The sequence below is a fragment of the Pseudomonas sp. GW821-FHT11G12 genome (assembly GCF_058808055.1).
On record NZ_JBXARH010000003.1, the window covers coordinates 213,740 to 226,638 of the forward strand.

The 12,899-nt window shown below is 62.1% G+C and carries 11 protein-coding genes; 1 reads left to right on the forward strand and 10 read right to left on the reverse strand.

Features of this window, described 5'->3' with window-relative positions; all coding sequences use genetic code 11:
- Positions 1 to 167: 167 nt before the first annotated feature.
- From parC to AC1RR7_RS12340, 8 genes are all read right to left on the reverse strand, one after another.
- Positions 168 to 2,432 (reverse strand): DNA topoisomerase IV subunit A, encoded by a 2,265-nt coding sequence (gene parC / locus AC1RR7_RS12305; protein WP_096819836.1) that lies wholly within the window; start codon positions 2,430 to 2,432, stop codon positions 168 to 170.
- Positions 2,433 to 2,439: 7 nt separating this feature from the next.
- Positions 2,440 to 2,964, reverse strand: a complete 525-nt coding sequence (locus AC1RR7_RS12310) for a retropepsin-like aspartic protease family protein (RefSeq protein WP_096819837.1) — start codon at positions 2,962 to 2,964, stop codon at positions 2,440 to 2,442.
- Entirely contained in the window at positions 2,961 to 3,950 is a 990-nt protein-coding gene (locus AC1RR7_RS12315) for an esterase-like activity of phytase family protein (protein WP_192559620.1), read from the reverse strand. The genes AC1RR7_RS12310 and AC1RR7_RS12315 overlap by 4 nt, the downstream gene beginning before the upstream one ends.
- Positions 3,950 to 5,857, reverse strand: coding sequence for a DNA topoisomerase IV subunit B (parE, locus tag AC1RR7_RS12320; protein WP_457382956.1), 1,908 nt, complete (start codon positions 5,855 to 5,857; stop codon positions 3,950 to 3,952). The genes AC1RR7_RS12315 and parE overlap by 1 nt, the downstream gene beginning before the upstream one ends.
- Before the next feature lie 50 nt (positions 5,858 to 5,907).
- The gene (locus AC1RR7_RS12325) at positions 5,908 to 6,516 is read right to left on the reverse strand and encodes a YqiA/YcfP family alpha/beta fold hydrolase (protein ID WP_085711138.1); all 609 of its coding nucleotides are present in this window, start codon (positions 6,514 to 6,516) and stop codon (positions 5,908 to 5,910) included.
- A 96-nt stretch (positions 6,517 to 6,612) separates the two neighbouring features.
- Positions 6,613 to 7,428, reverse strand: a complete 816-nt coding sequence (cpdA, locus tag AC1RR7_RS12330) for a 3',5'-cyclic-AMP phosphodiesterase (protein WP_273538407.1) — start codon at positions 7,426 to 7,428, stop codon at positions 6,613 to 6,615.
- Positions 7,429 to 7,554: 126 nt separating this feature from the next.
- On the reverse strand, positions 7,555 to 8,007 hold the full coding sequence (locus AC1RR7_RS12335; protein ID WP_096819841.1) for a DUF1249 domain-containing protein: 453 nt from the start codon (positions 8,005 to 8,007) through the stop codon (positions 7,555 to 7,557).
- Positions 7,998 to 8,615 carry an NUDIX domain-containing protein gene (locus AC1RR7_RS12340; RefSeq protein ID WP_096819842.1) on the reverse strand — a complete coding sequence of 206 codons (618 nt, stop codon included), beginning with the start codon at positions 8,613 to 8,615 and terminating at the stop codon, positions 7,998 to 8,000. The genes AC1RR7_RS12335 and AC1RR7_RS12340 overlap by 10 nt, the downstream gene beginning before the upstream one ends.
- Positions 8,616 to 8,843: 228 nt before the next feature.
- On the opposite strand from AC1RR7_RS12340, the gene AC1RR7_RS12345 reads away from it, so the two are divergent.
- Positions 8,844 to 9,590 (forward strand): RsiV family protein, encoded by a 747-nt coding sequence (locus tag AC1RR7_RS12345; protein WP_096819843.1) that lies wholly within the window; start codon positions 8,844 to 8,846, stop codon positions 9,588 to 9,590.
- Here the strand turns inward: AC1RR7_RS12345 and cytX are convergent.
- Positions 9,559 to 10,851, reverse strand: coding sequence for a putative hydroxymethylpyrimidine transporter CytX (cytX, locus tag AC1RR7_RS12350; RefSeq protein WP_192559617.1), 1,293 nt, complete (start codon positions 10,849 to 10,851; stop codon positions 9,559 to 9,561). The two genes, AC1RR7_RS12345 and cytX, sit on opposite strands and share 32 nt — an antisense overlap.
- A gap of 79 nt (positions 10,852 to 10,930) precedes the next feature.
- Entirely contained in the window at positions 10,931 to 12,820 is a 1,890-nt protein-coding gene (gene thiC, locus AC1RR7_RS12355; RefSeq protein ID WP_096819845.1) for a phosphomethylpyrimidine synthase ThiC, read from the reverse strand.
- Positions 12,821 to 12,899 lie beyond the last annotated feature (79 nt).

Here is a 12,899-nt window from a genome sequence, read left to right on the forward strand (position 1 = left end):
GCTCGGCCACGCCGGCGCTTGGAAAGGCCATATCATCCGTGAATATGCGTTCCGACTCCAGCGCCAAAGCGCCGATCTACGGGTTAAATCGAAGATCGGGCGCTCTAGAGAGGCGTTCTCAGTCATTTTCCCCGAAGGAGAAATGAGTGCGAACGCTTCCTGGCCGCTTAATTGAGGTTTTCGACGAGCAGCGCATCCACTCGCTGGAAGCCCCGTGGCAGTTTATTGCCACGGCGACCACGCTCACCCTTGTAGTGTTCGAGGTCGTCGGCTTTCAGCGACAAGGTACGTTTTCCGGCCTGCAGCACCAGCGTGGCGCCTTCCGGAAGAACGGCGATGTCCGTGACATATTCTTCGCGACTGGCCACTCGTTCACCGGAAATGCCGATGATCTTGTTGCCTTTGCCCTTCCCTAATTGTGGCAGATCGCTGATTTTGAAGATCAGCAGGCGACCCTCGGTCGTCACCGAAGCCAGCCAGTTCTGCTCGCGATCGGCCACCGGACGCGGCGCGATCACCTTGGCGTTGTTCGGCAGGCTCAACAGGGCCTTGCCGGCCTTGTTCTTGGCTTGCAGATCTTCGCCCTTGACCACGAAACCGTAGCCGGCGTCAGAGGCGATCACGTACAGCGCATCGTCTTCCGGCATCAGCACGCATTCGAACGTAGCGCCAGGCGGCGGCGTCAGACGGCCGGTCAACGGCTCGCCCTGGCCCCGTGCCGACGGCAAGGTGTGCGCGGCCACCGAGTAACTGCGACCGGTGGAGTCGATGACCACGGCTGACTGGTTCGAACGCCCCGCCGCCGAAGTCTTGAAGCCGTCGCCGGCCTTGTACGACAGGCCGGTGGCGTCGATCTCGTGGCCCTTGGCCGAACGAATCCAGCCTTTTTCCGACAGCACAACGGTCACTTTCTCGTTCGGCAGCAGATCGTGCTCGGTCAGCGCCTTGGCTTCCGTGCGCTCGACGATTGGCGACCGACGGTCATCGCCGTAGGTTTCGGCGTCTTTCAACAGCTCGGTGCGCACCAGTTTCTTCAGCTTGGCTTCGCTGCCCAGCAGCGCTTGCAGTTTGGCTTGTTCCTTGAGCAGTTCGTCCTGCTCGTCGCGCAGCTTCATCTCTTCCAGACGCGCCAACTGACGCAGACGGGTATCAAGGATGTAGTCGGCCTGGATTTCGCTGAGGGCAAAACGCTCGATCAGCTTGGCTTTCGGGTGTTCCTCGGTGCGGATGATGTGGATCACTTCATCCAGGTTGAGGTAGGCGATCAGCAAACCGTCCAACAGGTGCAGGCGACGCTCGACCTTGTCGAGGCGGAACTGCAGGCGGCGACGCACGGTCAGCACGCGGAATTCCAGCCACTCCACCAGCAACGCACGCAGGTTTTTCAGCTGCGGCTTGCCGTCCAGACCGATGATGTTGACGTTGACCCGATAGGTCGACTCCAGCTCGGTGCTGGCGAACAGGTGCTGCATCAGCGCCTCGTGATCGACACGGCTGTTGACCGGGATGATCACGATGCGGCACGGGTTTTCGTGGTCGGACTCGTCACGCAGGTCGGCGATCTGCGGCGCTTTCGACGGTTTGGCCTGCATCAGTGCGGCGATCTGTTCCAGCACCTTGGCCCCGGAGACCTGGTGCGGCAGCGCGGTGACGATGATGTCGCCGTCCTCGACGTGGTACACAGCGCGCATGCGCACCGAGCCCTTGCCGGTTTCGTACATTTTCAGCAGGTCGGCACGCGGGGTGATGATTTCCGCTTCGGTCGGGTAGTCCGGGCCCTGAATGTGCTCGCAGAGCTGTTCGACCGTGGCTTTCGGCTCATCGAGCAGGCGCACGCACGCGGTGGCGACTTCGCGCAGGTTGTGCGGCGGCACGTCGGTGGCCATGCCCACGGCGATACCGGTGGTGCCGTTGAGCAGGATGTTCGGAAGGCGCGCAGGGAGAACCAGCGGTTCCTGAAGGGTGCCGTCGAAGTTCGGGCCCCAGTCTGCGGTGCCCTGGCCCAGCTCGCTGAGCAGCACTTCGGAGTAACGCGACAGCCGCGCTTCGGTGTATCGCATGGCGGCGAAGGATTTCGGATCGTCCGGCGCACCCCAGTTGCCCTGGCCGTCCACCAGCGTGTAGCGATAGCTGAACGGCTGGGCCATCAGCACCATCGCTTCGTAGCACGCCGAGTCGCCGTGGGGGTGGAACTTGCCGAGCACGTCGCCGACGGTACGCGCCGACTTCTTGTGCTTGGAATCGGCGTCCAGCCCCAGCTCGCTCATGGCGTAGACGATACGCCGCTGTACCGGTTTCAGACCGTCGCCGATATGCGGCAAGGCACGGTCCATGATCACGTACATGGAGTAGTTGAGGTAGGCATTTTCGGTGAAGTCAGCCAGCGACCGGCGTTCTACGCCATCTAAGCTGTCTGCAAGGTTGTCGCTCATGCGGGCCTCATCGGTTCGTTGTCTGGCGCAGCAGCATGGTGCCGCCGCGCTGAGTAAATTCAAGTTTGTTCAGGGCGCTCATGCCGAGCAGCACCTGATCACCATGCAGACCGGGCGCCACCAGTGCGCGGACGTCCCGCAGCACGATGTCGCCCAGTTGCAGGCGGTCGATACGGGTGCGATAGCCCTGGCTCAGGCCATTGGCCGTGCTCAGGGTCACACCGAAACCTTCTTCCAGCTTCAGGCTTTTCGCCACCTCCGCCGGGATTGCCACATCGGTCGCGCCGGTGTCGAGCATGAACTCCACCGGCCGACCGTTGATCAGGCCGCTGACGACAAAATGTCCCTGGGCGTTGCCGATCAGTTTCACTTCGATATAGCCGTTGCCCTGCTGCGAAGTCACCTCTGCATTGGGATTACGCTGGCGGTCTTCCCACTGGCCGAAAAACCGCGTGGCCAGAAACAGCGCCGCGCACCAGGCCAGAATCATCAGCACACGCCCGGCGCGCTTGCCCGGCGGTTGCTGACTCATGGCTTGGCGCTCCAGCCACCCTCAGGCGCGGCAAAGCGCCAGACAATCGGGCGGACCTCGCCATCGGCGCGAGGACCAAAATTGTTGTCGACGCCGATCCAGGCGCCTTGAGCATCGACGACCAGCGCCTCTTCCAGCCCGAAGTTCTGCGCGTAACGACGATTGCCCTGCAACAGCTCGGCCGCGTACGACCAGCAAAGCTCGACCTTGGCCGTCTGCGCATCGCGACGACAGATCTGGTAGGCGTTGCGCTCAAGGGTAAACAGTTTGCCGTTGAACAATGACAGGTCGGAAAAATCCCGATTGACCGGTCTGGCCTTGGGAAACTGCGGCGGCTGCATTTCCATCCCGCCTTCGCTCAGCAACACGCAGCGACCGTCACAGTCCCACACCGTCTGTTGGCGCTTGATCAGCAACAAACCACGGCTTTGCCGTTCGGCGGCCAGCCACATCTGATCGCCCGCCGGATTGATCGCCAGGCCTTCGAAAATCGCATTGAATTGCAGCAGCAGGCCACTGGCCCGCGCTTCGCGCACCATCATCGGCGAGATTTTCAGCCATGACGACGGCCCTTGCGGCGGTACTTGCAATACGGCTGCGTGGCCTTCGCTGACAATGTAGCGATTGCCGGCGCTGTCGCAGGTGATCCCTTCGAAATCCAGGTCTCCGCCGCGAACGAACGACGCCGCCCAGGTCCGAGACTTGATGCCCCACGGCAAACCGCTGTCGGGGACTGGCGGCGGATCGATGCGCACGGCAGTCGCCTGCCAGACGGGATCGCGAGTATCGAGACGGTAGATCTGATCATCATCGCGATCCGACACCGTCCACAGCTCGTTGCCGCACAGGGCCAGCCCCGACAGATTGCCGCCGCGCATGCCTTCGACCGGGTGTTCGGCGAGCACGCGCAGTTCTTGCACTGGCTCCGCCGACGCCGTCATCGACCCCAGCAGCAACGCACCCGCCAAGGCCCAGCCAAACCGCATCAGGCCAGGACCTCGGCGAGGTTGCCCTTGGACTCGAGCCAGGTCTTGCGGTCACCGGCGCGTTTCTTCGCCAGCAGCATGTCCATCATTTCCGAGGTCTCGGCGAAGTCCGCCCCGAGGGTCAGCTGCACCAGACGCCGGGTGTTCGGGTCCATGGTGGTTTCACGCAGTTGCGGCGGGTTCATTTCACCCAGACCCTTGAATCGGGTGACCTGCGGCTTGCCGCGCTTCTTCTCGGCCACCAGACGGTCGAGGATCCCGTCGCGCTCGGCATCGTCCAGGGCGTAGAAAATCTCTTTACCCAGATCGATACGGTACAGCGGCGGCATCGCGACGTAGACGTGACCGGCATCCACCAACGGGCGGAAATGCTGGACGAACAAGGCGCACAACAACGTGGCGATGTGCAGACCGTCGGAGTCGGCGTCGGCGAGGATGCAGATCTTGCCGTAACGCAGCTGGCTCATGTCCTCGGCGCCCGGATCGACACCGATGGCCACGGCAATGTTGTGCACTTCCTGGCTGGCCAGCACTTCGCTGCCGTCGACTTCCCAGGTGTTGAGGATCTTGCCGCGCAACGGCAGGATCGCCTGGAATTCCTTGTCCCGCGCCTGCTTGGCCGAACCGCCGGCGGAATCACCTTCCACCAGGAACAGCTCGGAACGCATCGGGTCCTGCCCGGCGCAATCCGCCAGTTTGCCCGGCAGTGCCGGCCCCTGGGTGATGCGCTTGCGCTCGACTTTCTTGCTGGCTTTCAGGCGACGGCCGGCGTTGCTGATTGCCAGCTCCGCCAACGCCAGACCGGTTTCCGGGTTGGCGTTGAGCCACAGGCTGAACGCGTCCTTGACCACGCCGGAGACAAACGCCGCCGCTTCACGGGACGACAGACGCTCTTTGGTCTGGCCGGAGAATTGCGGCTCCTGCATCTTCATCGACAGCACGAAGGCGATGCGTTCCCAGACGTCTTCCGGCGCCAGCTTCACGCCGCGCGGCAGCAGGCTGCGGAATTCGCAGAACTCGCGCATCGCATCGAGCAGGCCCTGACGCAGACCGTTGACGTGGGTGCCGCCCTGCTCCGTCGGGATCAGGTTGACGTAGCTTTCGGTGACCGAGGTGCCGCCTTCCGGCAGCCACAGCAGGGCCCATTCGACCGCTTCCTTGGTGCCTGCCAGGTTGCCGCAGAACGGCGCGTCCGGCAGACGCTCGAATTCACTGACCGCGTCTACCAGATAGGAGCGCAGGCCATCTTCGTAATGCCACTCGACCTTTTCGCCGGTGCCCTTGTCTTCGAAGCTGATCAGCAGACCCGGGCACAGCACGGCCTTGGCCTTGAGCACGTGCTTGAGGCGGCTGATCGAGAATTTTGGCGAATCGAAGTATTTCGGGTCCGGTGCGAAGTACACGCTGGTCCCGGTATTGCGCTTGCCGACGGTGCCGATCACCTGAAGATCGGTGGCCTTGTAGCCGTCGGCGAAGGTCATCTCGTATTCGTTGCCGTCACGCTTGACCCGCACCCGCACCTGGGTCGACAAGGCGTTGACCACGGAAATACCCACCCCGTGCAGACCGCCGGAAAACTGGTAGTTCTTGTTGGAAAACTTGCCGCCCGCATGGAGCTTGGTGAGGATCAGCTCAACGCCCGACACACCCTCTTCCGGGTGAATGTCGACCGGCATGCCACGACCGTCATCGCAGACTTCCAGCGAGTGGTCGGCGTGGAGGATGACCTGGATCGATTTGGCATGGCCGGCCAGGGCTTCGTCGACACTGTTGTCGATGACTTCCTGGGCGAGGTGGTTCGGCCGACTGGTGTCGGTGTACATGCCGGGGCGTTTGCGCACCGGGTCGAGGCCCGAGAGGACTTCGATGGCGTCGGCGTTATAGGAGCTAGCGCTGGGAGTGGCCATAAGGTCTCGTCGTCAGTGTTCGGTGAATAAGGAATTAATGGGGCAACCGCTCACAGCGCGGTGAAATCGATTGCCTGAAACAAATCGGCGCCAATGCCGGCAAAACTCAGCAACGCCGGCAATTGCCCGGCAAACCCCTGGAAACTATGGTCGCCGCCGGCCTGAATGCGCAAGGCACAGGCCCGGTAATACTGCTGGGCATGGCGATAGTCCAGCGTTTCGTCCCCGGTCTGCAACCACACCTGATACCGCTGCGAATCCTGCGGTGCCGGCACTTCCAGTTCGGCCAGGGCCGTCACGTGGTCGTGGGTCAATTCCCAGGTTTCGTCGGTGTACAGGTTTTTCTGCGTCCCCAGGTATCCGTCGAACATCCGGTGCGGACTGACGGCCGGGTTGACCAGCAGGGCTTTCAGGCCATGGCGCTCGGCCAGGTGAGTCGCATAGTAGCCGCCGAGCGAGCTTCCCACCAGCAACGGCCGGCCGAGTTCGGCGATTGCCTGCTCCAGCTGACCGATGGCTTCACGCGGGTGGTGATGCAGCGCCGGGACACGCAGTTGATCGCTCAAACCCAGCCGCTCCATCACCTCGACCAGCTGACAGGCCTTCTTCGAGGCCGGTGCGCTGTTGAAACCGTGGATATAGAGGATCGAACCGGACATTTGAGCTCCCTGGGTGTCGGCTAAAGAAAGCGGAGTTTACAGGGAGTCAGGGGGTGTTGGGCCAGCACCCGAGGAAATCAGCGCCGCGCCCCTGAATCAGTAGCCGTTGGAGCCGTAATCGACGGTGAACCGGAAATCGGTGACACGCTCCACGCCCGTCTCGATCCGCCCGTCCGGCAACAGCCGCAACCAGCGATAGCCCGGTGACTGCTCGCCGACCTTGAAGTCGACACTGCCCGGCTCGAACTGAATGCAGGTCGACGGCGAGGCGATCAGTCGCACGCCGTTGCGTTCGCGGTCGATCTCCTGATGCACATGTCCCCACAACACGGCGCGGGCCTGCGGAAAACGGTCGAGCACGTCGAAAAACGCTTCGGGATTGCGCAAGCCGATCGGCTCCATCCAGGCACAACCGATCGACACCGGGTGATGGTGGAAACACACCAGATGATGCCGATCCGGCGCCTCGCTCAGCGAACGCGCCAGCAATTGCAGTTGGTCATCCTGCAAATACCCCGGCACCGAGCCCGGCACCGCCGAGTCGAGCAGGGTCACGCGCCAATTGCCGACATCCACCACCGGCTCCAGCAATGCACTTTGTACCGCGGCCATCTGCATGATCTGCGGTTCGTCGTGGTTGCCGGGGATCCAGCGGGCCGGCGCGTCGATCTGCGCCGTCATCTGACGAAATTGCTGGTAGGACTCCAGCGTGCCGTCCTGGGACAGATCACCGCTGGCAACGATCAGGTCGATCTGCGGCTGCTGCTCGAGCACCAGTTCGATGACTTTCTGCAGGCTCTCGCGGGTCTTCATGCCCAGCAGCGCACCGTCCGCTTCGGCGAACAAATGACTGTCGGACAGTTGCACCAGCAACGCCGCATCGGCGGTGGTCAGAGTCGATACGCTCGGCAAGGCGTTCTCCCAAGGCTGGATCGCCGGGTCGGAAAGGTTCGCAATTATGCTGGGGGAAGCCCCCGGGAAGAAACCGCCGAACCGGACGCAGTTCACAACTTGCCGCTGTTATCACAGCTATCGAAGCTATCGAACGGCAGCGTACTCGTGACCGCAGGCCAGACAATGACTCAGCCATTCTCCGAGGAACAGATTGAGCTGGGCCTTTTCGTCCGGCTGATGCATGGCCGCGTTGGGGTAAGGATAGATGCCGCGAAAGCGTCGTGCATGTTCGGCGCTGATCACTTCGGCCATGCGCGCGTCGTGATAGACCTGCACTTCCAGTTGCGGCACCGGCAGCCAGGGCAGGCTGTGTTCCTGACGCACTTGCAGGGTCGTGGTGTACGGACAGGCCTGCAACACTTCGATGGCCAGCACGCCGAGCATCTGGTCGCCCTGGGTCACGGCGATGCGCCGCGCTTCAGGTTCGCGGCGCATGTCCGGCAACAGTCGCATCAGGCGCGCGTAGTTGGCCTCGCAGGCGGCTTGCAGGCCCACGAGGTCGACACGATAGCGATCGCGCAGTTTGTTTACGACCATAGCCCCCTCACTTCGGCGCGATTGAGCGCCAGCCACTGCAAGGCGATGATGCTCGCCGCATTGGCAATCCGTCCGTCGCGTACAGCCTGCAGGGCATCTTCGAAGGCCCAGACCGTGACGCGGATATCTTCTGCCTCTTCCTCCAGCCCGTGCAGGCCGCCAACGCCTTCGGTGCTGCAACGCCCCAAGTACAAATGCACGAACTCGTTGCTGCCCCCCGGCGACGGGAAATATTGCATCATCGGCCACAGGGCCTTGATGTCCAGTCCAGCTTCCTCCTGCGCTTCGCGGCGAGCAACTTCTTCCGGCACTTCTTCCTTGTCGATCAGACCGGCGACCAGCTCCACCAGCCAGGGATTGGTGGTCTTGCCCATGGCGCCGACGCGAAACTGCTCGATCAGCACCACTTCATCGCGCTGCGGATCGTAGGGCAGCAGGCACACGGCGTCGTGTCGCACGAACACTTCACGATTGATCTCGCGGCTCATGCCACCGGCGAACAATTCATGGCGCAAATGCACGCGATCGAGCTTGTAGAAGCCCTTGTAGCATTGCTCGCGTCGCACGATGTCGATGGCGGACGGAATGGCTTTGGCAAAATCGGTCATGAGCATCCTCGTTTACTGCAAATCCTATACGAGGTTCATTTTTGCTACCTGCAACCTCGACTTCGCGCCATCCTAACGCGCCCGTGACGTTTGATGCAGCCCCTTTACCGTCAGCGGGATGGACGGTGGAGGTGAAACCCACTCTAATTAGCTTAGTGGCGAACTGACTGCTTCGTAGAGAGTCGAAGCGGTAACTTTTTGCCTTCCCCTGTTTCAGAAAGGACGCCCATGTCGCTTTTCAAAATTGCCTCCGTGGCCGCCATCGCCCTGACCCTGGGCGCTTGCGCCAGCCTGTTCCAGCCCAACTACCGCACGCCGCTGGAAACCACCCGCGATGCCTCGGAAACGCTGAAACCCGGTTGCTCCAACCCGGATTGCCCGCTGGTGAACATCGACACCCTGCACTTCCCGGCAGAGCCTGCACTGGATGGCATCATCGAAAAACGCCTGCTGCAATTCACCCGCACAGCGCCGGATGCACCGGTGGCGCCGACCCTGGCCGCCTACCGCGAGCAGTTCCTGCGCACTGCCGGCCCGCGCAACAGCAGCTATTTGCAGGCGAAAGTACGCGAGCAGCATGACGGTCTGGTGATTGTCGAAGTGTCGAGCTACCTGGATACCGGCGGCGCCCATGGCACACCGGGTCGTGGCTTCATCAACTATTCGCGCCAGCAGCACAAGGTGCTGAGCCTGTCGGATATGTTGGTGCCGGGTCAGGAAGAGGCCTTCTGGAAGGCTGCGCAAGTCGCGCATAACAGCTGGCTGATCAGCACCAAGCTGGATCAGGAACCGGAATATGTGAAGAACTGGCCGTTCGTCAAAACCCCGCACGTGGCGCTGACTTACGGCGGCGTGATCCTCAAGTACGACGTGACCACTATCGCGCCTTATGCGCTGGGCCACGTCGAACTGAAGATCCCTTACCCGCGCCTGAACGGCATCATCAAGCCCGAGCTGTTTCCCGGCCGTAACTGAAAGCCCGACCGAGCACGAGCTGCAGCAGCCCTGCCAGGACCAGCGCCGGCAGGGTTGCGCCGACATCCGGATACAGATTGGCCAGCAGATGATAGGTGCTGATGCCACCCAGCCAGGCCAACAGCGCCGGCCAGCGCAACGCGGCCGAAGCCACCTGGCCACTGCGCTTGCGCAGGATGAAGTGATCCACCAGCACCACGCCGAACAGCGGCGCGAACACCGAGCCGATCAACAGCAGGAAGTTCTGGTATTGCGCCAGTGGCGCGAGCAAGGCGATCAGGGTGCAGATCACGCCGATAGCCAAAGCCAGATGCTCGACTTTCAGACGCAACAGAATCCCGCTGGAAACCGCTGCCGAGTGAATGTCGGCGAAGGCGTTTTCCGACTCGTCCAACAGGATCAGCAGCAACGGAATCCCCAGACCGGCACCGGCCAGCGCCAGCAGCAACGCGTTGACTTCACCGCTCGGCGCAAAGGCCAGGGTGTAGGCAACGCCCAGGCTCATCAGCCAGAAGTTGCCGATGAAGAAACCGATCGCCGTACCACCGAACACGTTCTTCGCCTTCTTGCCGAAACGCGAGTAGTCGGCAATCAGCGGCAGCCATGACAGCGGCATCGCGATGGCAATGTCGAAGCCCACGGCGAACGGCATAGAACCATCCCCGGCCTGCGCCCACAAGGCGCTCAGATCGGCCTTGGCGAACAGGTTCCAGGTCAGCCAGATGCACGCGGCCAGAATCAGCCAGATGCCCCATTTGCGCAGGATCTTGCGCACGAACGTCAGCGGACCGCTGACGGCGAGCAGCGTCGCCAGTGCACCGAAGCACAAGGTCCACAACATCGGGCTGGCCCACAGCGAACCCTCGCTGAACGCACGGGTGCCGAGCAGGCTGGCGGCGTCACGCATGACGATGATCTCGAATGACCCCCAACCGATCAGTTGCAGCAGATTGAGCAGCGCCGGCAGGCTCGCGCCCTGGCGGCCGAGGCTGAGTTTCAGCGCGGCCATCGACGACAGGCCGGTGTCGCTGCCGATCACGCCAACGGCGGCCAGCAACAGGACGCCGACCAGCGTGCCGAGGAAGATCGCCAGCAGCGATCCCGACAGGCCCAGCCCTGGCGCCAGCAACGCACCGGTCTGCAATACCATCAGGCCGATGCCGAGGGAGAACCACAGGGAAAACAGATCGCGACCGCCGAATACACGCTTGTCGGCGGGCACGGCGAGGTCGGGGGAATAAGTACCGGGTTGAATGCTCAAGGGTGTTATCTCAGAGGGACATTTGTTGTTTTTTTGATCGTCATCGCGGCGGCGCGAACGCCGCCCGACTCAGGTCAGATCAAACCTTCTTGTACAGCTGACTGCCTTCCTTCTTGAACCGCTCGGCCTGTTCCGCCAGGCCCTGGGCGACGTCCACGTCGACCGCGTCGATCCGCTGGTTGGCCGCGTATTCGCGGACTTCCTGAGTGATCTTCATCGAGCAGAATTTCGGCCCGCACATCGAACAGAAATGCGCGACCTTCGCCGAGTCCTTCGGCAGGGTTTCATCGTGATACGAACGGGCGGTGTCCGGGTCCAGACCAAGGTTGAACTGGTCTTCCCAACGGAATTCGAACCGCGCCTTGCTCAAGGCGTTGTCGCGGATCTGCGCGCCCGGATGCCCCTTGGCCAAGTCCGCGGCGTGAGCGGCGATCTTGTAGGTGATGATCCCGGTCTTCACGTCATCCTTGTTCGGCAGACCCAAGTGCTCCTTCGGCGTCACGTAGCAGAGCATCGCGCAACCGAACCAGCCGATCATCGCCGCACCGATGCCGGAGGTGATGTGGTCGTAGCCCGGTGCAATGTCGGTGGTCAGCGGGCCGAGGGTGTAAAACGGCGCCTCGTCACAGCACTCCAGCTGCTTGTCCATGTTCTCTTTGATCAACTGCATCGGCACGTGGCCCGGGCCTTCGATCATGCATTGCACGTCGTGTTTCCAGGCGATCTTGGTCAGCTCGCCGAGGGTCTCCAGTTCGCCGAATTGCGCTTCATCGTTGGCGTCGGCAATCGAGCCCGGACGCAGGCCGTCGCCCAGCGAGAAGCTGACGTCGTAGGCCTTCATGATTTCGCAGATTTCGTCGAAGTGGGTGTAGAGGAAGTTCTCTTTGTGGTGCGCCAGGCACCACTTGGCCATGATCGAACCGCCACGGGAAACGATGCCGGTCACGCGTTTGGCGGTCAGCGGCACGTAGCGCAACAGCACGCCGGCGTGGATGGTGAAGTAGTCGACGCCCTGCTCCGCCTGCTCGATCAGCGTGTCGCGGAACAGCTCCCAGGTCAGGTCCTCGGCCACGCCATTCACTTTTTCCAGCGCCTGATAAATCGGCACGGTGCCGATCGGAACCGGCGAGTTGCGGATGATCCACTCGCGGGTTTCGTGAATGTGTTTGCCGGTGGACAAGTCCATGACGGTGTCCGAACCCCAGCGAATGCCCCAGGTCAGTTTCGCCACTTCTTCTTCGATGGACGAACCCAGTGCGCTGTTGCCGATGTTGCCGTTGATCTTCACCAGGAAGTTGCGGCCGATGATCATCGGTTCCAGTTCGACGTGGTTGATGTTGGCCGGGATGATCGCGCGGCCGCGAGCAATTTCTTCACGCACGAACTCAGGGGTGATTTCTTTCGGGATGCTCGCACCGAAGCTGTGACCGGCGTGCTGCTGCTTCAACAGGCCGGCGGCGCGGGCCTCTTGCAGCTTCATGTTTTCGCGGATGGCGACGTATTCCATCTCGGCGGTGATGATGCCTTGGCGGGCGTAGTGCATCTGGCTGACGTTGGCCCCGGCCTTGGCGCGGCGCGGGTTGTTGACGTGGGCGAAACGCAGTTTGGTCAGTTCGGCGTCGGCAAGGCGTTGCTGGCCGAAGTTCGAGCTCAGGCCTGGCAGGCGCTCGGTGTCGCCACGGTCGTCGATCCACGCCGAACGCACGTCACCCAGACCTTTGCGCACATCGATCACCACGTTCGGATCGGTGTACGGGCCGGAAGTGTCGTAGACGGTGACCGGCGCGTTGATTTCGCCGCCGAAGTCGGTCGGGGTCACATCGAGGGTGATTTCGCGCATCGGCACGCGGATGTCCGGGCGGGAGCCCTGAACGTAGACTTTTTGCGAACGGGTGAACGGTTGAACCGACTGTTCATCGACCTTGGCCGAGTCACTCAGGTTGATCGCGTTTTTAGATTTTGTAGTCATCACGGGCTCTCCAGACAGCATCCAGGCAGTGGATTGTCGGAGCAGAACCTGAAAGGCACGGACGCACCAGGACTGGTGC